A 23,623-nucleotide genomic window follows, 5' to 3' on the forward strand; every position below is an offset into this window, starting at 1 on the left:
CCCTCATGGGCGCATCGGACAACGAATTGAAGTTACTGCCTGAGTCTGCGCTGGTGCGCACCGGGCCCGTCGACCACGCGGACTGGAACTACCGTCCCTTCATCGGAACGGTGCAGCGCATTCGTTTCCGCCTGATTCGCCGCCTGCTGGCGGGGCGCCAGTTCAACCGGCTGCTGGAGATCGGCTACGGCAGCGGCGTCTTCATGCCGGAGCTGGCGCAGCGGGCGTCGGAGCTGTATGGCATCGATCCTCATCCGATGCCGAGGGAAGTCGAGGCCGCGCTCGCGAAGCATGGCATCAAGGCGACGCTTGCGACTGCCGGTGCGGAGTCGCTGCCGTTCGAAGATGGGTTCTTCGATTGCGCCGTGTCTGTCAGCGCCATCGAGTACGTCGATGACATCGACAAGGCCTGCCGCGAGCTCATTCGCGTGATGAAGCCGGGTGGTGTCATCGCGATCGCGACGCCCGGCGTTTCACCGATCTGGGATCTCGCGCTGAAGCTGTCGACGGGCGAGAGCCCGAAGCAGTACTCGGATCGCCGGCAGCGGCTGCTGCCCGCGCTGAAGCGTCATTTCAAGGTGGAAGACGAAGTCTTCGTGCCGCCGATCGGCGGCAAGCTGGTCCGGCTCTACACAGGCGTTTCGCTGCTGCGCGCCTGATGCATCCCTTCGGTCCTTCTGCTCCCTTGCGAGAGCAGAAGGACGTTTTCCCTTCAGGTCAGATCAAAGCGTCGTGACCGTGAAATCGTCGTACGAGTAGGTCGCTTCGACATAGCCGCCGAGTGCACCCACGCCCGGCGTCGTGAGCCGATCCGATGCCGAATCGCTCGCCGTCGTCTGGCCGATGATCGTCCAGTTGCCCGATACGAACCGCTCGACAACCGCCTGCAGCTGAACCGGCGAAGTGCCCGTTGCGCTCAGGCGCAAGCGGAACAGATCCGTCGTGTTGAGCGGCGTCGAGAGCGTGAACGACGAGAGCGTCGTCACGAATTGCTGACCGCGCTGACGACCCAGCACCACGCTCGTCGAGCTGTCATCGAAGTACAGCATGTAACCGTCGACGACGTTGCTCTGCGCGACGGTGTTGGACTGAACGCGTGTGAAGAGCGAGGGATAGCCGATCGAAGTACTCGACATGCGCAGCACCGTCGAAACTTCCGCGTTCAGGAGCGCTTCGGACGACGGGCGATACAGGATCGTGTCGCGGTAGTCGACCGTCGATGCCTGCTTCACGACGCGGCCGCCGACCAGCGAGAAGGCCGACGGGGTCTTCTCGACCCAGCCGTTGCCGATCGTGTCCGAATCCGAACGACCGAACGCATCAGTGAACGAGCCGCCGCCGCCAGCCGCGACGATCGTGAACTGCGGGCTCTGCGGCGACGTGCCGCCATTGGCGCCCGAGTTGAAGACCGTCACGTTCGCTGTGCCTGCCGACTGCACATCAGCCGCAGTGATCGCCGCCTGCAGCTGGGTCGGCGAGATGAATGTCGTGGTGCGGTTGGCACCGTTCCACCGGACGACCGAGCCGGCGGTGAAGTTCGCGCCATTCACGACCAGGTTGAACGCGCCAGCACCTGCTGTGGTGGCCGTCGGCACGATGCCGGAGACCGCGGGCACGTTGCTCACCGGCGCGCCGTTCGACAGCGTGCGGTAGTGGAAGTTGTCGTAGGCCTCCGAGTTGGTCTCCCACTTCGCGAAGCCGACCGAACCGGCCGTCCCGATCGGTGCAGGCGTCTGAGCGTAGGGGCAGAAGTAGCCGTTGTCCTGGGTGTTGTTGTCGTGGGTCATCGAGCCCGACACGACCAGGTCCCACGAGCCGCCGTTGAAGCGTTCGAGGATGCCGTTCAGCTGGACCGGATAAGTGCCCGTGACCTGGAAACGCAGGCGGTAGCGGTTGCCGTTCACCAGCGGGCTCGGCAGCGGAACGAACTGCAGCACGCACTCGCCGAGGTTGTAGGTCGGCGGCTGGATTGCGAAGGCCAGCGCGCCCGGCGAGGGGAGATAGTCTTCGACGTACAGGATGTAGCTGTGCAGCGTGTCGGTCTGCTGCACGGTGTTGCGCTGTACGCGTGAGTGCAGCTGAGCGAAGCGTTCGCCGTTCGGCTGACGGATGAATTCGATCGACGTTTCCGCGTTGAGCAGGTCTTCACCGGTCGGGCGATAGACGATGGCATCGTGATAGTCGACCGGGAACGTGTTGCCCGCCGAAACCGTGCCGTCCGCGTTGATCGAGAACGCGGTCGGCGTCTTCTCGACCCAGCCGTTGCCGATGTTGGCGTTCGGGCCACGATTGAAGCCGTCGAAGAACGCGGAGTCAGTGCCCGGGAGCACGTAGAAGCTCAGCGGACCCGAAACGTTCGTGCTGTTCGCGACCGTGATGGCGCCGATGCGATCGCCGTTCAGATCGGCAGTCGTCAGCGTGACCTGGATCTGCGTCGCCGAGACGAAGTTCGTCGTGCGGCTCGAGCCGTTCCAGCGACCCACGGAGCTGGCAGTGAAGCCGGAGCCGTTGATCGTCACCACTGCGTTCGCCGAGCCCACGATCGTGGAGATCGGTGCGAGGTCAGTGAGGACGGGCGTGCCGCCGCCACCGCCGCTCGAGCTGATGGTGAACGTCTGTGCGCCGGAAGTGCCGCCGCCCGGCGTCGGGCTGAACACCGTCACCGATGCCGAGCCTGTGGTCGCGACGTCGGCCGCCGTGATGGCAGCTGTGAGGGAGGTAGCAGAGACATACGTCGTCGTGCGGGCCGAACCGTTCCAACGGACGACCGACGACGGGACGAAGTTCGCGCCCGTGACGGTGAGCGTGAAGGCGCCGGCACCCGCGGTGCGCGACGTCGGGTTCAGGCTCGACAGCGTCGGTGCGGGATTCGTGGCCGCGGTGATCGTAAAGGTCAGCGCACCAGAGGTGCCGCCGCCCGGCGTCGGATTGAAGACCGTGACCGAAGCCGAGCCGGTGCTCGCCACGTCGGACGCGGTGATTGCCGCCGTAAGCTGCGAGTTCGACACGAAAGTCGTCGTGCGATTCGAGCCGTTCCAGCGCACCACTGCGCCGCTCGCGAAGCTCGAGCCGTTCACCGTCAGCGTGAAGGCGCCCGCGCCCACGGTGCGCGAAGAGGGGTTCAGGCTGGCCGTTACGGGGACCGGATTCGAGCCGCCGTTCGGGTTGATCGTGAAAGTCTGTGCGTTCGAGGTGCCGCCGCCCGGAGTCGGCGAGAACACCGTGACCGAAGCCGAACCGGCGCTTGCGAGGTCGGCCGATGTGATCGCTGCTTCGAGCGTCGTTGCGGACACGAACGTCGTCGTGCGTGCAGCACCGTTCCAGCGAACTTCAGAGCCTGCAACGAAGCCGGAGCCGGTGACCGTCAGGGTCAGACCGGATTCACCGGCGAGGGCGCTGCCCGGAGCGATGCTGGAAAGGGTCGGTGTCGGGTTCGAAGGCGCGCCGGTCAGGTTCGTGCGAACGAAGTTGTCGAAGCTGTAGGTCGTCTCGACGTAGCCGGAGAAACCCACCGAGCCGGCGTTGACGATGCGCTGTGCCGACGAGTCGCTGTAGAGCGCCTGGCCGACGACTTGCCAGCTGCCGCCGCTGAAGCGTTCCACGTAAGCGGCGAGTTCGACCGGGCTCGTGCCTGTGGTCCGCAGGCGGAGGCGGAAGTTGTCCGTCGTGTTGAGGGCAGGGGACAGCGAGATCGTAGCGAGTGTCGTGACGAAGGCCGTGCCGCTCTGGCGTCCGAGAATGGCCTGCGATGTGCTGTCGTTGATGTACAGCATGTAGCTGTCGAGCCAGCCTGCGAAGGTCACTGTGTTCGTCTGAACACGCGTATGGACCTGCGGGTAGCCCGGGCTGCCGGTGAAGCGCAGCTCTACCGATGCTTCGACGTCCGCGACGTTCTCGGCGGCCGGGCGGTAGACCAGGTTGTCCGGGTAGCCGGTGCCGACCGACAGCTTGGTCACGCGGCCGGAGGCGATGGAGAACGCGCTGGCGTTCTTTTCGACCCAGTTGTTGCCGATGGTGGCGCTGTCCGTCCTCTGGAAGTCGTCAGTAATGTTCGCCTGGGCCGTCCCGACCACTGCCGCGAACATGAGCAACACTGCAATCAACCGTGCAGTGAACGTGGAACCGAACAACGACGCTTTCACGATCTCGGACCTCTGGGCATCGACTTAACAGTGCACCAAGAGTTGCAAGCCCCGTACCAAGAGTGAAAAGCTGAATCAGTTCATTCGGTTATCGCGTTTTTCGAGGGTCGACGGAGGCCCGCTGTTAACTATTTCGACGCGCTGTGAGGGAAAAGTGTGAACTGGCGCAAATTCTTGTTCCGAAAGGGCGATTTCTGTCCGACAGGTCCTTACGGGGTATTGCTTTCAGCGTTCGCTTCACGCGTGCCTTTCGCCACGTCGCGGACGCTCATGCCCACGACGGGCAGCATCGCGAGGCCGCAGACGACGACCGAAACGTAGGCCAGCAGGTGGAAGAACAACGATGCCGCGATGGCTTCCGCGCCAGGAACGCCGAACGGCTCCAGGGCGAGTGTGAAGGCGAGCTGGATGCTTCCGACATAACCTGGGCTGTTCGGCAGGCTGATGCCGATGACGGTGAAGACTGTCGTCAGCACCGCGGCGAGTGCACCCAGGTCCAGGTGCATGGCGTAGAGACTGAGCCAGATGCACGCGAACATGAACAGCCATTGCAGGATCGACATCGCCATCACGGCGGAAATGGAGCGGATGCTGCGCAATGCGTTGAGGCCGGTCGCGGCCGCGCGCAGCTGATCGAGGATGCGGGCGCGCAGAGGCGGCGGCGCCTTGCCGAGCAGGTGCTCGCACAGAGCCAGGCATTGCTCCGTCCGGAACACGAAGATCAGGAACAGGATCAGCGCGACGAATGCGCCGGCGGCCAGCAGCCAGATGACCGACGAAAGCCATGCTGAAGCCGATTTCGCCGTCAGGAAGGCCAGCGCCGCGAGCAGAAGGATCGACAGCAGATCGAACACCCGTTCGAGCGCGACCGACATCAGCGAGGCGAGCATCCGGATGTTCAACCGCTGAGCGCCCAGCCACGCGCGCACGATCTCGCCGAACTGCATCGGCAGCAACGCACCCGCGGCGTAGCCGATCATGACCGGCGCGAAGAGGCGGCCCGCCGTCACGCCAGGAACCACGCTGCGCAGCAAGTATGCCCAGCGAACGGTCTTCACCCAGTAGTAGGCGAAGAGACTCAGCAGGAAGGGGCCGATCACCCACCATCGTGCCGCCGCAAGCACGCGGCGCAGTTCTGCGCCGTCAACATCACGAAGCGCGAACACCAGCAGGATGGCGCTCAGCACGACGCCCGCGCCGAGCGCGAGCCAACGCTTGTTGGAACTCATCGCGCGACGCGAAGGGTCGGCGAGCTGTATCCGCGGCGTGCGAGCAAGGCGAGGAAGCCGAAGACAATGAATCCGAGTCCGAATTGACCGCCGCCACCACCACCACCCGAACCGCCGCTCGGCGGCGGCTGTGTCACTGTAATCGTCGTCACGGTAAGACCGCCGGACCTGTCGGAAGCATTGCCCGCAGCATCACGGGCGCGCACCGTGTAGATGTAGGTGCTCGCGGCCGTGAGCCCGGAGTCCGTGTAACTCGTAGCAGTCGGAGAGGCGATCAGGTCGCCGTCGCGATAGAGATCGTAGCCGGCGACGCCGACGTTATCGGTGGCTGCGTCCCAGGCGAGATTTACGCCGCTTGCGGTGGCTCCGGAGGCGCGAAGGTTAGCGGGTACTGTAGGTGCCGACGTATCGCTGCCGCCACCCGATCCAGTGAGCGGAGGCTCGGCGGAAGAAAGAGCTCCTGACTTCAGATTGCTTGCGTTGATGCAGGCACCGCCGCCGCCCACCTGGTTGCATGGGCTCGTCGCTTCGAATGTGTAGTGGCCCGCGAGCCCGGTTTCGGCACCAGTCACCCGTGCGCGATAGTTCTGTGCGATGTCCGTGCTGGACTTGGCGATCGACCAGAACCGGAGTTCGTCGATGTTGCCTTTGTAGTCTTCGTACTGGGTGATCTGACCGAGCGCTGCCTGCTTCTCCGCGCCCCAGATCCAGCCCGCCTGCGGAAAGCCGGTCCAGTTGTTCCACCACTGCCGCATGTCCGTCATTTCGCTGGTCGTTTCGGTGTCGGAAAGCGCACCGTCGATCCACATTTCCAGCGTTGCGCCGCTGCCGCTCTGACGCCGCACCAGCGTCACCTGATGCCATTGGCCGTCGAGCAGGGAAGCGCCGCTTGCGTTCTGCACGGCGTGCAAGTCGCCGCTGCGTGCGTCCGCGGGTGCGCCGTCGCCGAACAACCAGCGAAGACGGCCGCCGTTGAAGAACTGCAGGCTGAACGTTCCGCTCGAGTAGCTGGTGTTGTTGTGACCATCGAGCAGGAAGTTTCCGGCGTACCACCAGCTCGATGAGCTGTACGGCGTCGGGTTCGCGTTGCTCCAGTTCCGCAGCTGATTCGTGCCGCTGTCCGTGGAGCCGACCGGCAGCGAACTGTCCGGCCGCAGCCAGATCTCCAGCGTGAACTCGCCGGTGCCGAACCCGGCGGGAATGGTGTTCTGCCGCCCGTAGTCGTAATCGCTCGCCGCGTTCTCGAAGAACTCGAGCGAGCTCGCTCCCGCAACGGCGGTGCACAGCAATGCAACCGCGAACGTGGTCCAGCGCCAATGCGAGGTCCTGCGGGAAAGGGGCGTTACCACTATTAAGTTCCTGTCATTGCGCTGGTCTGGCCGGCGGGATTGTGACTGCTTCGACAGAACGCGTCACTCGCCCACTGGAACATTGCAGAGGTCGCAAAAGTTGCTTGGCCCGAGCACTTTCCCACGTTTTTCGTTGCTTATGGTAAGTAATCCAGAGACGGTCTGTCTCATCCGGTACCGCAGATGACGTCACGCCCGTCCTGGCTCGTCCTAGGCCTCGCCATCGGGAGCGTATTCCTGTGGCTGTCGCTGCGGTCGGTGAACCTGTCCGAAAGCCTGAACATCGCCCTGCAGGCGCATCTTCCCTGGGAACTCGTCGCGATCGTCGCGTCGATCGCCTTCATGTGCTTCAAAGCCTGGCGATGGCGGGTGCTGCTATCGCCGCTCTACGACTTCCGCATCACCCAGTTGATTACGGCGGTGTACGCCGGAACCGCGGTCAATCTCGTCGTTTCGCATGTAGGTGAGCTGGCGCGTGTGGCAATCGTCAGCAAGCGCCATCGCGTGCCCGCAAGCGCGCTGCTCGGCACGATCGCGATCGAGCGGCTTTTCGATACGGCTTCCGTGCTCGTGTTTCTCGGCGTGCTCGTGCTGACCACTGACGAAGTGGCGCCGATGGTCGTCTCGGCAAGCTATGTTGCACTGGGACTCGTCATCTGCGCGTTGTTCGCAATGGTCGTCGTATTCCTCTGGACCGACGCTGCGCTGCGTCTTGCAGAGAAGCTCCTGTTCTTCGTCTCGCCGCGCTGGCGCGAGAAAATCCTCTGGCACCTGCGCGAAGCGCTGAGCGGTTTGAGCACCATCCGCAATGGCAGGCTGCTGCCGAAAGTGATCATCCTGTCGGTGCTGCAATGGACGTGCATTCTCATCGGCATTCTCGCCAGCATGCGGTCGCTGGGACTGACTACCGAGGCTGTCTCCGCGATCGCGGTGCTCGTGCTCATCGTCGTGGGGCTGACGCTGCCGGCTGCGCCGATTCACGTCGGCACGACGCAGCTCGGGTTCACCTTCGGGCTCGCTGCCTTCCATGTGACGGCGCCCAATGCCTTCGCGGCATCGATCGTTTACACCGTGTTCGTCCTGCTGCCGATGGTCATTCTCGGCCTGGCTGCGCTCTATCGTTCGGGACGCCGCTGGCGCGTGAAGGCACCAGCGGTCCGTACCGACCCCTGATCCATCATGAGCAAGCAGGCTTCCTGGCGCTCCATCGGGGCCGTCGTCCTCGCGGCGATCGCAGTGATCGTTGCCGCGGACTACGCGTTTCACTACGTGACGCCCCGCATCTGGCTGCGACAGGTCGACGATGGCGTCCGCGATTTCGCGCATTCCAATCCACGAATCCTGTCGATCAGTTCGAGTCACGGAAGATCGATGGATGTCGTCGGCAAGGAACTCGCGCGAAGAACTGGCGAGTCCGACGTCATGGTGTCGGTCGCGATGGAAGCAGGCAAGGCCACGCACTTTCAGTTCGTGCTCGATGAGCGCCTGCGGCCCTTGATCGAGGAGCGCGATGCGACCGGCAGGCGGGTCCACGATCACCTGGAGCGCGCATTGCTGGTTACCGAATGGTGGGACAGCTGTTCGTGGGAGAAGGGCAGGCCCGCTGTTGAACTGCCTTCGCACGCGTGGACGCTCGGGCATTTCGTTCGCGATGTCGAGCAGCAGGGCATTACCCCCATCAATCGCAACTATCTGCGCTGGCGCTGGAAGCGGCTGCTGTCTGATTCCGTGCTCGTCACGGATCGTGGTCGCGGAGCCATCCTCAAGGACGGCATGGCGGAGTTGCGGGGCCAGCCGACCGGCCGTACGGCGGAGGAAGAGAAAGCCTTCACCGAGTGGTGGCTGAAGTACAACGAGGGCGGCAAGCGCTGTCTCTTCAGTGACGACCAGGCGCAAGCGTACGCGCACATCGTCGACTACCTGAAATCCCAGGGACTCGACGTCACGATCGTCATCTTTGCCCGCAGGCCGGGCACGCTGAGCGAAGAGGCGATTCAAGGCACGCTCGCGGAGTACTCGGCGCGCATGCGCGAATTTGCCGATGAGCACGGCGTGCGGCTCATAGACATCACGACGCGTTCGCCGCTCGGTAATGACGATTACATGGCCGACTACGATCACGTGAATGCCCAGGGCAACCGCAAGCTGGCTGGCTGGCTTCTCGATGGCGATCTCGCGTTCCTCGCGCAACACACCACGCCGACTTCGACAGTCGGCATGACGGCCCGGTGACGCATGGATTTCGTCGACATCGAAGCGTTCTTCATCCTGCCGGTCGCGCTCATCGCGTACTGGTTGCTGCCGCGTCGCGCGGGCTGGCAGAACGCCTATCTCCTGCTGTTGTCATGGGCGCTGTACGCGACCTGGAACTGGCGCTGGCTGCCTCTGATCTGGGTGGGCACGCTGATCGACTACTGGGCCGGCCGGCACATCGAAGCGCATCGTGCCGAATCCGGTGCGGGGCAACGACGTTTCGCGCTGGCCGTGAGCCTCGTCTGGAATCTCGGCGCGCTGTGCTTCTTCAAGTACGCGAACTTCTTCATCGAGTCCGCCGCTGAACTATTGAAGCTCTTCGGCGTCGATGCGGCGACGCCCGCGCTGAGCATCGTGCTCCCGTTGGGCATCTCGTTCTATACGCTGCAGAGAATCAGCTACGTGGTCGACGTCTACGTCGGCCGTGAGACCGCCGGCCGATCGCTGCTCACGTTCGCAGCGTTCTCCAGCTACTTTCCGCAGCTGACTGCCGGTCCGATTGCACGGGCGTCCGAGTTGCTGCGCCAGTTGGAGCAGCCGCGGTCGCTCGAAGCTTCCTGGATCGCGCGGGGTGCAGCCGCCTTCCTGTTGGGCTACGCGCTGAAGGGATGGATCGCGGATACCTACGGGCCGACACTCGTCGATCCGGTCTTCGCAGCCCCTGATGAGTGGAGTGTGCTTTCGCACTGGATCGCCATCGTCGCCTATGCGCTGCAGGTCTTCGGCGATTTCGCGGGCTACAGTCTGATGGCGATCGGCTGTTCGAGACTGTTCGCGATCGAACTGCCTCCGAACTTCGACTGGCCTTTCCTGAGCCGCAGCCTGCCGGAGTTCTGGCGACGCTGGCACATCACGCTGAATCGCTGGCTGTTCGACTACATATACAGTCCGCTGACGACTGGCCGAAGCTGGTTCCGCGGCCGGATGGATGTCGCGCTGATGATCACGTTCCTCGCGTCGGGCCTGTGGCACGGTGCGGCTGCGACATTCATCCTGTGGGGCGCCATTCACGGTGTGGGCATGATCGTGCAGCGCCAATGGGATGAGCGCTATCGCGGCTGGTGCAGGGCCGACAGGCGTTTCGTGCAGTGGCGCAAGACGCTGGGTTACGCATTCGTTGCGTGGGTGCTGACGCAGCTCACGTTCGTACTCTCGCTAGTCCCGTTCCGGTCGCCCGACATGGCGACCGCCGGCCATTTCGCCGCGGGACTCTTTGCATCCGCGGGCACGCGTACCTTCGATCTGTGGATCGTCGCGGTCGCGAACCTGCTGCTCGGCTTTGGCTTCATCGTTGCGTGCCATGCGATCGCGACGAAGTCAGTTGCGCAGCTCTGGGAGAAGTTCACAGCCATGCCGGCACCCGTGCGGGGCGCGGCCTATGGCCTCGGCATCGTCTACCTGCTGCTGTTCGTGCCGCTGGGCGCGAGCACTTTCCTGTACCAGCAATTCTGAGGACGAACGATGAGCCTCGCATTGCGTCAACGCGTCGTCGACTGGCTCGATGACAACTATCACTTCGGCGATACCGAGGCGCTTCTCGCGGGAGACGACGAGAAATCATTCCTGCGCAACGGCATCCTCGACAGCCTCGGCTTCGTGAAGCTGATGCTGTTCCTCGAGGACACGTTCACCGTTCGCATCGACCGCAAGGACGTGCGGCCCGAGAACTTCGACAGTCTCGGGAAGATCGTGCGTTACATCAGTGTGCTGCCCGGATACCGGGAACCCGCTTGAGCGCGGATCTCTATCGTGATGTCGATGAACAGCGCGCGAACACGAGCGCCATGCGTGCGTTCATGGGGTTCTGTGCGAACCGGACGCAACTGAAGTTCGACGGTTATGCGCAGCTTCAGCAATGGGCCATCCGCGACTCGGCGGAGTTCTGGAAACTGTTCCTCGAGTGGAGCCGGCTTCCGGTAAGCGGCTCGCCCGATCCCACGGTAACCAGCAGCGATTGCGAGCACGCCCAATTCTTTCCGAACGTTCGGCTCAACTACGCGCGCTGTCTCCTGCGGTCGTTTGACGCTGAGGCGGAGAATCGCGAAGCCGTCGTTGGCGTGCGCGAGGACGGTAACCGCGCCGCACTCACACGAGCCGAGCTGCGCGCGGCAGTGGAGCGATTTGCGGCAGGACTTCGCAGCCTGGGTGTAAAGCCCGGCGATCGGGTGGTCGCAGTCGTCCGCAACACGCCAGAGGCCATTGTGGCGTGCCTGGCAGTCGCTGCGATTGGCGCTATGTGGTCGTCCGTGGCACCGGACATTGGTGACGCTGCCGCGCTCGGCAGATTTTCCCAGCTCGATCCGGTCGTCCTGATCACACACGGCGAGTACATCGTCCATGGCGTTCGCAAGTCTCTGCGTGAGAGAGCTGAACTGCTCGCGAAGGAACTGCGTACGGTCACGACGCTGGTCGCACTCGACGAGAGACCGGACATCGCATCGCTGTCACTCGAGACTCGCGTGCGCGTCGTGCTCCGCAAGGAGTTGGAAGGTTACGGCGCTTTGCCGATGTCCGAGTGGGACGAATTTCCGTTCAATCAGCCGCTGTTCGTCCTGTTCTCTTCAGGGACGACCGGAGCGCCGAAGTGCCTGATGCATGGCGCGGGCGGTTCGCTGATCGAGCACCACAAGGAGCATGTGCTGCATAGTTCCTTCGGTTCGGGAGAGAAGCTCTATTTCCATACGTCTGCCGGCTGGATGATGTGGAACTGGCAGTTGAGCGCGCTCGCGTGCGACACGCAGATCGTGGTCTTCGACGGCTCGCCGACGTTTCCTGTCCAGGATGCACTGCTTCGAATGCTCGATCGCGAACAGGTCACGATCTTCGGCACCAGTGCGACCTATCTGCATGCGCTGCAGCAACTGGGTCTGTCGCCGGCGAGTGTCGCCCCCTTCGAGAAGCTTCACACGTTGCAGTCCACGGGTTCGATTCTCTACGACGCGCAGTACGACTGGATCGCATCCGAGTTCAAGCATCTCGAGGTGCATTCGATCTCCGGCGGTACGGACATCGTCGGCTGCTTCGTGCTCGGGAATCCGCTGCTGCAGACGTATCGCGGCGAGAGCCAGTGCGTGAGTCTGGGCATGGACGTGCGGGTCATGACGGGGCAGGGCGTGCAGCGACACGGCGAAGGCGAGCTCGTGTGCATGAATCCGTTCCCGTCGCGCCCAGTGGGAATCTACGGTGATTCAAACGGTGATCGCTTCCACAAGACGTACTTCGCAGAAAACCCAGGCATGTGGACTCATGGCGACCAGGTGCGCCTGCTCGAACGCGGATCGGCGCGCATCCTCGGACGCAGCGACGGAACGTTGAATGTGCGCGGTGTGCGCATCGGGCCTGCTGAAATCTATAGCGTGGTGCTCAGTGTGCCGGGCGTCGTGCAAGCGATGGCTGTCGAACAGCAGGCACCGCGTGAGCCGGGCGGGTCGAGGCTCGTGCTGCTGCTGGTGCTGCAGGAGGGCGTGGTGCTCGATCGAGGCCTGACGCTGCGAATCAAGAAGGAACTGAACCAGAAGGGTTCGCCGAACCACGTGCCCGCGGTGATCGTCCAGGTGCCGGGCCTTCCGGCGACGCACAGCGGCAAGTACTCGGAGAAAGCTGTGCGCGACTTGCTGAACGGCAAGCCGCTGACGAATCGGGGAGCGATGAGGAATCCGGAGACGCTGGACGCCATTGGCGCCCATCCGGAATTACAGCCGCTCGCCTAGGACGAGCGGCTGCGTCGACTAGCGCTGCTTGAAGTCTTCCGGCGTCAGCTGGTGACGCGCGAGCAGCTTGTAGAAGTCCGTGCGATTTCTCTTCGCCAGGCGAGCTGCCTGACTCACGTTGCCGCCGGTGATCTGCAGGATCTGCGACAGGTACGTTCGCGTGAAATCGTCGCGGGCTTCGTCGAAGGAGGGCAGGCGCGTCGGGCCGCCACCGAGGGCAGCCTGCACGAGCTCGGCACTCATGATCGGACTCGTGGCCAGTGCGACGTTCTGACGGACCACGTTCTCGAGCTGACGCACGTTACCCGGCCAGTCGGCGCTCACCAGAACCTCGACGGCTTCCGGCGCGTAGATGTGGCGGGGCAGGCCGGTCTCCTGCGCGATCTTCTCGAGGAAGTGCGATACCAGCAGCGGGATGTCTTCGCGTCGCTTGTTGAGCGAAGGCATTTCGATGTGGACCACGTTGAGGCGGTAGTACAGATCCTCGCGGAAATGGCCGCCCATGATGAGCTGCTTCAGATCGCGATGAGTTGCCGAAATGATGCGGACGTTCACCGTGATCGCATCGGTGCTGCCGACGGGGCGCACCTGGTTTTCCTGCAGGACGCGCAGCAGCTTCACCTGCAGGCGCATCGGCATGTCGCCGATCTCGTCGAGCATCAGCGTGCCGCCATCGGCGGCCTGGAAGAGACCGCGATGTTCGCGGATCGCGCCGGTGAAGGCGCCTTTCACATGGCCGAACAGCTCGCTCTCGAGCAGGTTCTCTGCCATAGCGCTGCAATTGATCGCAACGAACGGACGATTGCGACGAGTGCTGGCCTTGTGGATCGCGCGTGCCAGCAGTTCTTTGCCGGTGCCGCTCTCGCCGGTGATCATGACGCGCGCGTCGGTGCCCGCGACCATGTGCGCCTGCGCGAGACGTTCTTCCATCACCGCGCTGCGGGTGACGATCTCGCTGCGCCAATCTTCGGTCGTATCGGCGAAGCCTGAAACCTTGAGTGCCTTCTGAACCTGGTCGAGCAGTTCCTGCTTGTCGACGGGCTTCGTGAGGAAGGCGAATGCACCGCTCTGAGTGGCCTGGACCGCATCGGGAATCGTGCCGTGCGCGGTGAGGATGATGACGCGAAGGCCGGGAGCGCGGCTCTGGATTTCCTTCAGCAGGCCGATGCCGTCCATCTGGTCCATTCGCAGATCGGTGAGCACCAGATCCGGTCGCACCCGCGCGAGGGCAGCTAGCGCAGCAGACGCACTCTCGACGGCTTCGACGTCGTAGTTCTCGGCGCGCAGACGGATCGTGAGCAGCCGCAGCAGCCCGGGATCGTCGTCAACGACTAGTAGACGAGCTTTGCGTTTCACTGTTGGCGGTGTCGCGATTGCCAGGGGGCGTGGAACTGCGTTCACTTAAGTCCTTCTCGATTTCCTTGATGGCGTCGAGTTTCTGCTGAGTTTCGGCAAGGGCACGGCGCAATCGAGCGTTTTCTTCGAGCTGTGCCTGTACACGCTTGTCCGAGTTTGCCTGCGAGCGCCCGCGATCGTCGAGTGTCGCCAGCAACCGACGATTCTCGGCCTCCAGCTTCAGACGAGCGTTGGTCTCGAGGATGAGCACGGCCGCCAGTGAACGTTCGGCGGGTGTCATCCGTTCCGGTGTCGCCATCAAGGTTTCGAGCAGTTTCTTGCCATCCGCGGGCTTCGACGCAGGGTGGCCAGGAGTGACGAGTGCTGCTGCGTAGCGCAATGTGCTCGCAGTCGTCGGAGCGCGGGTGTATTCGCGTTCGACTTCGTAGAAGACATCTGCCTGACGCGCGGGATCGGCGCTTGCGAGCCCGTTCATCGTGTCGAGATAAGCGAGCAGAGTCTCGTTGGCGATCGTGGGTACGGCGGCGGGCTGCTCCACTTCGCGCTGACCGAGGTTGGCCAGTTCGCATCCGCTGAGCAGCAACAGCAGCGCGAGCGCCGACAATCGTGCGCCGCCTTCGAGTGCGGTCCGTGAGCGGGAATTGATACGCCTGCTTTCCATTGTGCGTTTTCGAGTCCTAAGCGCTCTGTTTGCTCTGTGCGTCCAGGGCGTTCAGGGTATTCAGACCGTCGTACCTTCGAGCGCCGGAGCGAGCGGCACCCGGACGCGGAAATGCGCACCCGGAAAGACGCCATCGACGATCTCCACCGAGCCGCCGTGCGCCTGCACGAATTCGTTCACGACCGAAAGACCAATGCCGGTTCCCTTGAGATGTCCCGCGACCGGCGTACGACCGGAGTAGAACGCCTGGAAGATCGCGCTTCGTTCATCGACTGAAATGCCGGGTCCGGTATCGCCAACGTCGAGGACCAGCAGATCGTCGTCCGCTTTTGCATGTATGTAGATCGTACCGCCGCGCGGGCTGTATTTGAGAGCGTTCGACAACAGATTGTCCAGAATCAGTTTCAGCTTGGCGCGATCGGCGCGTAATTCGATGTCCTGCACTTTCAGTTCGAGGTGCAGGCGCTGGGCCAGCAGGGTCAGCTGGTGCGTTTCGAGCACGGACTTCACCAGGGGGCGCAGCCGGAACTCGCTCACTTCCAGGCCGGCGTGCCGGGCCTGCCACGCGCTGAAGGACAGCAGGTTTTCGATCAGCTGCTGCAGCTTGATGCTGTTGTCGCGCAGGATCGTCGTGACCTCGCGCTGAGCGCTGTCGAGTTCTCCGACCGCGCCGTCCATCAACAGTTCAGTGCCTTCGCGGATATTCGCCAGCGGCGTCTTGAGCTCGTGCGACATGTGGCGGAGGAAACGATTACGTTCCTGCGCCAGCTCCAGCAGCCGCATGCGCAGCCATTCGAGCTGTCGCCCCAGATTCTCGAGGTCGCTCGGTCCGCGAACGGCGATGGGCTTGGAGAACGTCCCCTTGCCGAGCTGGCTGATCGCATTGTCGATCTGCCGGATCGGTCGCATCAGCACGAATGTGAAGACACCCACGAGGACGGCAGTCAGCAGGATCAGTCCGGCGGACAGCCAGAGCAGATATTGCTCGGTTTCGGCGGTCGAGGCCTGCATGCGTGACAAGCCGGTCTCGATCTGCTCGCCGGTTGCATTGGAGAGCTCGAACGCGGCTTGCCACATCGGGGCAACAGCTTCGAGTCCTTCACGCATCACTTCCGGAGAAGCCGGTGTCAACGAAAGCAGAGCCGCGTCCAGCCGACGCAGTCCACCACGCAAAGCCTGAATGTGCGTCTGGCGGAGCGGGTCATCCGCGACGCCTTCGATGTTGTTCAGCGTGACAAGGAGCCGCTCGCGGCTGTCGCGATACACCTGGAGGAGGGCGGGGTCGTTCAGGACCTGGTAGAGCTTGGCGCCGCGTTCCATCGACGCGATCTGCTGGAAGAGCTGCTGGGAATAGTGCGTCGCCTCGACGCCGGTCCGGACCAGGCTGGCGCTTTCCTCTGAAAGATCGCGCACTTTGGCCGCACCGATCACGACCGCCAGCAGCAATGGCGCGGAGACCAGTGCGAAACCGGTCAGCATCAGGCTGCTCAGCGACTTCGGGCGGGGAAAACGCATTGTGCCGATTCTACAGAAGCGCCGGAGGGTTGGCCCTGAAGAACGGCGTGGCAATGACGATGAGCCGGGGCGATGGTTTTCCCCGGCCCGACGACTCGGGCTCCATCGCCGACCGGCGACGGCCCGATTCTCCGTCAGTTCTTCTGCAGCGCCGGATTGGCGAGCAGATGCTTTTCCCAGTTGAGCTGCGATCGGACGATCACTTCCAGATCGTCGTGCCGGGGCGCCCACCCCAGGACCTCGCGGATGCGCGTGGCCTTTGCCACCAGGGTCGGCGGATCGCCTGCGCGGCGCGGGCCTTCGACGACCTTGATCGGTTCGCCATGAAGACGGTTCACCGTGGAGATCACTTCGCGAACGCTGTAGCCGTGGCCATAGCCGCAGTTCAGAGTCTGCGAACCCCCTCCCGCGCGAAGGTAGTCGAGCGCACTCAGGTGGGCGCTCGCGAGATCCTCGACATGGATGTAATCGCGTACCCCGGTGCCGTCCGGCGTCGGATAGTCCGTACCGAAGATCGACACATGCGGCCGCTTGCCGACCGCCGTCTCGCACGCGACTTTGGTGAGGAGGGTGCCGTTGATCGTGGACTGGCCGATGCGGCCGCCTGGATCCGAGCCTGCGACGTTGAAGTAGCGAAGCACTACATAGCGCAACGGACTCGCGGCTGCGAGGTCACGCAGCATCCACTCGCTCATCAGCTTGGACGTACCGTACGGATTGATGGGGCGGTTGGGGCTGTCCTCGGCCGCAATGCCGCCGTCCGGAATTCCGTAGACCGCGGCGGTCGACGAGAAGACGAAGTGCTTGACGCCCGCAGCCTCGCAGCATTGCAGGAGGTTGCGCGTCGAACAGGTGTTGTTGCCGTAGTACTTGAGTGGGTTCGAAACGGACTCGGGCACGATCGTGTGCGCCGCGAAGTGCAGAACAGTATCGATGCCATGTTCGCGCAGCAGACCGGAAACGAGCTCGCGGTCGCCCGTGTCGCCCACCACCAACAGACTATTCAGTATCGCCGAACGAAAACCCGTGGAAAGATTGTCGAGGACGACGACGCGCTCGTTACGGTCGTTGAGCTGACGTACAACATGGCTGCCGATGTAGCCGGCGCCGCCGGTCACGAGAATGGTCATGGATCGATGCTCGGAAATTCAGTTGCGAAGGTTGAAGGAATGAAGACTAACGTGGATATCATCGTCGCTGCAGGCCCGATGCTTGTTGAACGGAATCACATTGCAGGATGACCGCATGGATCAGCGCACCGGATCGTCGCTTTCCTCCTATTCTTACCATTCGATGCCTCGACCTGACCCCCATCCGTACGACCGATTGACTCCCGACGCGATCATTGCTTCCGTCGAATCGCTCGGTCGCGTGTCCGATCGGCGCATCCTCGCGCTCAACAGCTACGAGAACCGCGTCTACCAGGTCGGCATCGAAGGCGGTGCCCCGATCATCGCGAAGTTCTACCGGCCCGGGCGGTGGTCCGACGAAGCGATCCATGAGGAGCACGGATTCGCGCTCGAACTGGCGGCCGCGGAAATCCCCGTCGTCCCACCGATCGTGCGCAAGGGGCAAACGCTTTTCACGTACGAAGGTTTCCGGTTTGCCATTTTCGAGCGCCGGGGAGGCCGCTGGCCGGAGCTCGGGACCCGCACGGAACGGGAATGGATGGGCCGGTTCCTCGGCCGGATGCACATGACGGGACGAAGACAGCGTTTCCGGTACCGGGGACGGATCAACGTCGAAGCGCTGGGCATCGAGTCACGCAATTACCTGCTGTCGCAGAACTGGATCCCGCCGCATCTGGAATCCGCCTACGACACCCTGACGTCCGACCTGCTCGAGCAGATCGGCGAGGCTTTTCTGACGGCGCAGGGCCATGCGGAGATCCGCCTGCACGGCGATTGCCACCGGGGCAACGTCCTGTGGACCGACGACGGCCCGCATTTCGTCGACCTGGACGACTGCCTCATGGGCCCGGCCATCCAGGACCTGTGGATGCTGATTGCCGGCTCACGGGCCGAAATGGCCGAGCAGATGTCGCAGCTGCTGGAGGGGTATACGCACTTCGCGAATTTCGATCACCGTGAACTGGTACTCATCGAAAGTCTGCGAACGTTGCGCATGATTCACTACGCGGCCTGGCTGGCCAGGCGCTGGTCGGATCCGGCGTTCCCGCAGGCGTTTCCCTGGTTCAGGGAACCGCGGTACTGGGAGACGCATGTGCTGCAGCTGCGCGAACAGCTGGCGGCCATCGCCGAAGGTCCGCTGGAGTTGTGAATCGCCGGCCGGTTTTCGGCCGTGATTTCGACCGGTATGCGTCGTTATGGTAGCGTCCGCAGCCTTCAGTCCGAGATATCAAAAAGACACTATGACCGGGCTTCATTCGATGGAAACAGGCCGCCTGATCGGCTTGCTTGGGACACTCGGTCTCGCCGCTCTCCTCACCGGTTGCGGCGGCAGCGGAGGCAAGCCTCCGCCCAGTCCGCCGCCCACTCTGACCCTGACCGCCAGTCCGGGGTCGATCGTTACCGGTCTGACCTCTACCCTGACCTGGGCGACTACCGATTCCACCGGCTGTACGGCATCGCAGGGCTGGACCGGTTCCCGGGGCGCCTCCGGTACCGAAGTGGTCGGACCGCTGACTGCCACCACGACGTACACGCTCGTCTGCAACGGCACCTCAGGTTCGGTGTCGCGCTCGGTCACGGTGACGGTGACTCCGCCGGTCGCTCCGACGGTGACGTTGACTGCCACACCCTCGTCGATCCTGCCGGGAGAGAGCACGGAGCTGGAGTGGTCGTCAGCGGATGCAACGGAATGCACCGCCTCGGAAGGGTGGACGGGCACTCGTCCCACCTTCGGCATCGAGCAGGTCGGTCCCCTGGCCACCACGACATCGTTCACCCTGGCATGCACAGGCCCCGGTGGCACAACAACCCAAACGATCCCTGTGGCCGTGGGTGCAGCCGTCGTCGTCAGCGGACTGATCGAATTCGAGCGCGTTCCCTTCAATGCAGCCGCGGGACAGGGCCTCGACATCGATGCGCCCGTGGTGCAGCCGGCGCGGCAGATTGTGGTCGAAGCCGTCAATCCCAATACGGGCGCCCGGTTCGGCCAGGCGACCACGACGGATGACAACGGCAACTATTCTCTGGTCGTGCCGGAGAACACGAACATGGTCATTCGTGCGCGAGCCGAAATGGTGAAGGCGGCAGCCGTGCCGACGTGGCTCATTCGCGTGTTGAACAACACGAACGACAATGCGCTCTATGTCATGGACGGTGCGGAGTTCAACAGCGGCACCGCAAGCAGCACGCGCGATTTGCGTGCGCTCACCGGCTGGAACGGGACTTCCTATGTGAATGCAGACCGGGCGGCAGCCCCATTCGCCATCCTCGATACGGTCTATAGCGCAGTTCAGTTGATCGCGAATGCCGACGGGGCAACCGAGTTTCCGCCCCTCGATATTTACTGGAGTCCGACGAACCGTCCGACCGTGACGACGTTCTGTACACGGGATGGTCAGATCGGCACGACGTTCTACACCAACGGCGCCAACGCTCTGGACGCGGGCAATTGCACGCCCTCGATCGAGCTGCCAGGCGGCATCTACGTCCTCGGTGACTATGCGAACGGCAACGGCGATACGGACGAGTTCGACCAGCATGTGATCGCCCACGAGTTCGGCCACTACGTCGAAGACAATTTCTCGCGGTCGGATTCGATCGGCGGGGAACATGTCTCCGGCGATCATCTCGATATGCGCGTGGCATTCGGCGAGGGTTGGGGCAATGCCTACTCCGGCATGGTGCTCGACGATCCTCTCTATCGCGACTCCTTCAGCGGCGTCGACGTGGACGGTGGATTCGACCTGGAAACGGACACCGCGACGGATGAAGGCTGGTTCTCCGAAGCATCCGTCGGCGAGATTCTCTGGGACCTCTTCGACCCCGGCAACGATGACCCGCTGGCGCTGGGCTTTGCGCCGATCTACTCGGTGATGACGGGAGAGCAGGCCGGTACGGAAGCACTGACGAGCATCTTCTCCTTTGCCGCCGCGCTGAAGAGCGACCGGCCCGCGGATGCCGCAGCGATCAATGCTTTGCTTGCCGGGGAGTCGATCTCCAACAGCGACGCGTTCGGCAACAATGAAACGGATGCCGACGGCAGCCCGAGCGCCATTCCGCTCTACATTCCGGTCACGCTGAATACGCCTGTCACGCAGGCCATTTGCAGCAGCGCAACATTCGGTGTCGGCAACAACAACAACAAACTGGGCAATCGCCGGTACCTGCGGCTGACGCTCGCCAACCCGAGCGTAGTCACGATTGTCGCCACTGGATTCGCCGCGGGCGCAGGTACCGTAGCGGCCACCGATCCGGACATCTATGTGTTCAGCGGCGGTCTCATCGAGACCTCTCTGAACGTCGGGGCGACGGAGACGTTGTCGCAACGGCCGTTTGCCGCGGGCACTTACATCATCGAAGTCCATGACTTCGATCTGGCCGCCACGAGTTTGCAGCCGCGCTGCATGAGCGTATCGGTGACAGGCACATGAAAAAGCAGTTTCAGTATTTCGCCGGGGATGGAATGACAAACGTACGACGCCTCATGTGCATCGGCCTCATGGCGGTTTTGAGTGCCTGCTCGAAGGATCCGGAGCCCACGGCGACGGCCGATACAGCTGCCGCACCGCCGCCAGCACAGGTCGCGCAACCGGCAACACCTCCCGCGCCGGATCCGACCGACAAGATGGCGCGCGCCGTCGGCAACGGAAAACCGGGTGCCGCTGTGGACATCAAGTACGAGTTCACGTCGCGCCCTGAAGTGGGCAAGGCTGTCGAGCTCAGCATCGCGCTCGTTCCAAGCGCGGGTGTGGATTCGATGAATGCCACGATCAGCGGCATGGACGGCATCACCCTGGCCGGATCACTTGCGGCGAGTTTTGCGACAGTGAAGGCGGGTGAGCCCTATCGTCACACCGTGTCGGTGCTCGCGAACCGGAATGGCGTCTTCTACATCACCGTCTCGGTCGATACACAGATTGGTGGAGCCACGCTGGGCCGCACGTTTGCGATTCCTTTCGTGGCAGGTGCGTCCGTGGCCCAGGAGAAGCCGGCGGTCCCGGCGGTGAAGGACGCCACCGGCCAGGCCGTGCAGCCCATGAAGGCGCAGGAAACCACTCGATAGGGGCTGTTCAGGCGGGCCTTGTGAATCAAAAAGGTATGGACACCCGCCTGCGCGGGTGAGACCCGACCCCGGGTTCTTTCCAGGGTCCGGACTACAGGCGCCACCTGCTTTTGACTGCGTAAGGGGGTTATCCACCACGACCCCCTAATCATTCGCCCGTTCTTCCGATACCATGCGCGGCCCTTTTCCCAGGGCCATTTCGCGCCCGTGCCCACACATGTCCATTTCCCGGCTTCGTAATATCGCGATCATTGCCCACGTCGACCATGGCAAGACCACGCTGGTCGACAAGCTCCTGCAGCAATCCGGGACGCTCGACGCCCGCAAGGCTTCGCCGGAGCGCGTGATGGACTCGAATGCGCTCGAACGCGAGCGCGGCATCACCATCCTGGCCAAGAACACCGCCGTTCGCTGGCGCGACTACCGCATCAACATCGTCGATACACCTGGACACGCTGACTTCGGCGGCGAAGTCGAGCGCGTGCTGTCGATGGTCGACTCCGTGCTGCTGCTGGTCGATGCGGTCGACGGCCCGATGCCGCAGACGCGCTTCGTGACCCAGAAGGCGTTTGCCCACGGTCTGCGCCCGATCGTCGTGATCAACAAGATCGACCGCGATGAAGCGCGTCCGAACTGGGTGCTCGATCAGACGTTCGATCTCTTCGACAAGCTCGGCGCGAACGAGCAGCAGCTCGACTTCCCGGTCGTCTACGCCTCGGCCCTCAGGGGCTTCGCGGGCAATGACCCGAAGCAGCTCGCGACCGACATGACGCCGCTGTTCGAAGCGATCGTGAAGCACTGCCCGCCGCCGGACATCGATGAGGACGGCCCGCTGCAGTTGCAGGTCAGCCAGCTCGACTACTCGAGCTACGTCGGTGCCATCGGCATCGGCCGCATCAAGCGCGGCAAGATCCGTCGCAACAGCCCGGTCACCGTCGTGGATCGCGAAGGCAAGGTGCGCAACGAGCGCATCATCCAGGTGATGGGCTTCCTCGGTCTCGATCGCGTCGAAGTGGATGAGGCGAGCGCCGGCGACATCGTTGCGTTCGCGGGTATCGAATACCCGGAGATTTCAGACACGATCTGCGATCCCACAAATCCCGAAGCACTCCCGGCGCTGATCGTCGACGAGCCCACGATCAGCATGACGTTCGAAGTGAACACTTCGCCGTTCTGCGGTCGCGAAGGCAAGTACGTCACGAGCCGTCAGATCCGTGAGCGTCTCGCGCGCGAAGTGCTGCACAACGTTGCGCTGCGTGTCGAAGATACGGACAACGCCGACAAGTTCCGCGTCTACGGCCGCGGCGAGCTGCACCTGGGCGTGCTGCTCGAGAACATGCGTCGCGAAGGCTACGAGCTCGCGGTGTCTCGTCCGCAGGCGGTGGTGAAGGAAATCGAAGGTCAGCTCTGTGAGCCGTATGAAACGCTGGCCGTCGACCTCGACGATACGTCGCAAGGTGCGGTCATGCAGGCGCTCGGCGAGCGCGGCGCGCAACTCACGGGGATGCATGCAGACGGCAAGGGGCGCGTGCGACTCGATTACACGATTCCTTCGCGCGGCCTGATCGGTTTCCAGACGGACTTCCGCACGATGACGTCCGGCACCGGCATCCTGCATCACATCTTCGATCACTTCGGTCCGGTGCTCGATCGCGAGATCGGTCAGCGCCAGAACGGCGTGCTGATCGCCAACTCGCAGGGCAAGGCGCTCGCGTACGCGCTGTTCAGCCTGCAGGAGCGCGGCAAGCTGATGATCGGCCACGGCGATGAAGTGTACGAAGGCCAGATCGTGGGCATTCACAGCCGCGACAACGACCTGGTCGTGAATCCGCTGAAGGGCAAGAAGCTCACGAACATCCGTGCCGCCGGCAAGGACGAGAACGTCGTGCTGGTCCCGCCGATCCGCTACACGCTGGAGCAGGCGATGGAGTTCATCGGCGATGACGAGCTGGTCGAAGTGACGCCGACGGCCATTCGCCTGCGCAAGCGCTTCCTCAAGGAACACGAGCGCAAGCGCAGCGGCAAGGCGGCTGAAGAGGCTGACGAGTAATCCGCGCCTCTTGCGTGAGGAATCGCTCCTAGCTTCTTGTATTGACAGTCTTTTCAGGGCGGGCGAGATCGGGTCTCGCTCCGCCGTGCTCCGGCCTTTTCAGCGCGCGGCCGGCTGTCCCGACGCGTACCTCGTTTGAGGTTCACGCGATAACCCCTCGGATCG

At 63.3% G+C, this 23,623-nt stretch carries 17 protein-coding genes; 10 read left to right on the top strand and 7 right to left on the bottom strand.

Annotated elements, in window-relative coordinates; all coding sequences use genetic code 11:
- The first annotated feature begins 26 nt into the window (after positions 1-26).
- On the top strand, positions 27-659 hold the full coding sequence (locus HNQ60_RS02595; RefSeq protein WP_184329449.1) for a class I SAM-dependent methyltransferase: 633 nt from the start codon (positions 27-29) through the stop codon (positions 657-659).
- Between the two features lie 63 nt (positions 660-722).
- Here HNQ60_RS02595 and HNQ60_RS02600 read toward each other — a convergent pair whose 3' ends face one another.
- The 3 genes from HNQ60_RS02600 to HNQ60_RS02610 all read right to left on the bottom strand — a co-directional run bounded on the left by HNQ60_RS02600 (position 723) and on the right by HNQ60_RS02610 (position 6,720).
- The gene (locus tag HNQ60_RS02600) at positions 723-4,142 is read right to left on the bottom strand and encodes a beta strand repeat-containing protein (RefSeq protein WP_184329450.1); all 3,420 of its coding nucleotides are present in this window, start codon (positions 4,140-4,142) and stop codon (positions 723-725) included.
- Between the two features lie 209 nt (positions 4,143-4,351).
- Entirely contained in the window at positions 4,352-5,371 is a 1,020-nt protein-coding gene (locus tag HNQ60_RS02605; RefSeq protein WP_184329451.1) for a lysylphosphatidylglycerol synthase transmembrane domain-containing protein, read from the bottom strand.
- Positions 5,368-6,720 (bottom strand): LamG-like jellyroll fold domain-containing protein, encoded by a 1,353-nt coding sequence (locus HNQ60_RS02610; protein ID WP_184329452.1) that lies wholly within the window; start codon positions 6,718-6,720, stop codon positions 5,368-5,370. Before HNQ60_RS02610 ends, HNQ60_RS02605 begins: the two co-directional genes overlap by 4 nt.
- Positions 6,721-6,903: 183 nt before the next feature.
- Here HNQ60_RS02610 and HNQ60_RS02615 point away from each other — a divergent pair, with 183 nt between their 5' ends.
- The 5 genes from HNQ60_RS02615 to HNQ60_RS02635 are packed head-to-tail and all read left to right on the top strand — an operon-like array spanning position 6,904 to position 12,683.
- Positions 6,904-7,893 (top strand): lysylphosphatidylglycerol synthase transmembrane domain-containing protein, encoded by a 990-nt coding sequence (locus HNQ60_RS02615; protein WP_184329453.1) that lies wholly within the window; start codon positions 6,904-6,906, stop codon positions 7,891-7,893.
- Between the two features lie 6 nt (positions 7,894-7,899).
- Complete coding sequence (locus HNQ60_RS02620; protein ID WP_184329454.1) at positions 7,900-8,952, top strand: SGNH/GDSL hydrolase family protein; 1,053 nt, start codon at positions 7,900-7,902, stop codon at positions 8,950-8,952.
- Between the two features lie 3 nt (positions 8,953-8,955).
- On the top strand, positions 8,956-10,425 hold the full coding sequence (locus HNQ60_RS02625) for an MBOAT family O-acyltransferase (RefSeq protein WP_184329455.1): 1,470 nt from the start codon (positions 8,956-8,958) through the stop codon (positions 10,423-10,425).
- A gap of 9 nt (positions 10,426-10,434) precedes the next feature.
- Complete coding sequence (locus HNQ60_RS02630; RefSeq protein WP_184329456.1) at positions 10,435-10,707, top strand: acyl carrier protein; 273 nt, start codon at positions 10,435-10,437, stop codon at positions 10,705-10,707.
- Positions 10,704-12,683, top strand: coding sequence for an acetoacetate--CoA ligase (locus tag HNQ60_RS02635; protein ID WP_184329457.1), 1,980 nt, complete (start codon positions 10,704-10,706; stop codon positions 12,681-12,683). The genes HNQ60_RS02630 and HNQ60_RS02635 overlap by 4 nt, the downstream gene beginning before the upstream one ends.
- A gap of 18 nt (positions 12,684-12,701) precedes the next feature.
- Here the strand turns inward: HNQ60_RS02635 and HNQ60_RS02640 are convergent, their stop codons facing one another.
- The 4 genes from HNQ60_RS02640 to galE form a co-directional block, all read right to left on the bottom strand.
- Positions 12,702-14,039, bottom strand: coding sequence for a sigma 54-interacting transcriptional regulator (locus tag HNQ60_RS02640; protein ID WP_184329458.1), 1,338 nt, complete (start codon positions 14,037-14,039; stop codon positions 12,702-12,704).
- Positions 14,008-14,700, bottom strand: coding sequence for a hypothetical protein (locus tag HNQ60_RS02645; protein ID WP_184329459.1), 693 nt, complete (start codon positions 14,698-14,700; stop codon positions 14,008-14,010). The genes HNQ60_RS02640 and HNQ60_RS02645 overlap by 32 nt, the downstream gene beginning before the upstream one ends.
- Positions 14,701-14,760: 60 nt before the next feature.
- Positions 14,761-16,215 carry a sensor histidine kinase gene (locus HNQ60_RS02650; RefSeq protein ID WP_184329460.1) on the bottom strand — a complete coding sequence of 485 codons (1,455 nt, stop codon included), beginning with the start codon at positions 16,213-16,215 and terminating at the stop codon, positions 14,761-14,763.
- A gap of 134 nt (positions 16,216-16,349) precedes the next feature.
- Entirely contained in the window at positions 16,350-17,345 is a 996-nt protein-coding gene (gene galE, locus HNQ60_RS02655; RefSeq protein ID WP_184329461.1) for a UDP-glucose 4-epimerase GalE, read from the bottom strand.
- Between the two features lie 115 nt (positions 17,346-17,460).
- On the opposite strand from galE, the gene HNQ60_RS02660 reads away from it, so the two are divergent.
- The 4 genes from HNQ60_RS02660 to typA all read left to right on the top strand — a co-directional run bounded on the left by HNQ60_RS02660 (position 17,461) and on the right by typA (position 23,458).
- Entirely contained in the window at positions 17,461-18,495 is a 1,035-nt protein-coding gene (locus HNQ60_RS02660; protein ID WP_221303977.1) for a serine/threonine protein kinase, read from the top strand.
- Positions 18,496-18,586: 91 nt separating this feature from the next.
- Complete coding sequence (locus tag HNQ60_RS02665) at positions 18,587-20,776, top strand: hypothetical protein (RefSeq protein ID WP_184329462.1); 2,190 nt, start codon at positions 18,587-18,589, stop codon at positions 20,774-20,776.
- A gap of 32 nt (positions 20,777-20,808) precedes the next feature.
- Positions 20,809-21,408 (top strand): hypothetical protein, encoded by a 600-nt coding sequence (locus HNQ60_RS02670; RefSeq protein ID WP_184329463.1) that lies wholly within the window; start codon positions 20,809-20,811, stop codon positions 21,406-21,408.
- A 217-nt stretch (positions 21,409-21,625) separates the two neighbouring features.
- On the top strand, positions 21,626-23,458 hold the full coding sequence (gene typA, locus HNQ60_RS02675; RefSeq protein WP_184329464.1) for a translational GTPase TypA: 1,833 nt from the start codon (positions 21,626-21,628) through the stop codon (positions 23,456-23,458).
- Positions 23,459-23,623: the final 165 nt, after the last annotated feature.

Origin of the sequence: Povalibacter uvarum (assembly GCF_014202975.1) — a bacterium.
GTDB lineage: Bacteria > Pseudomonadota > Gammaproteobacteria > Steroidobacterales > Steroidobacteraceae > Steroidobacter > Steroidobacter uvarum.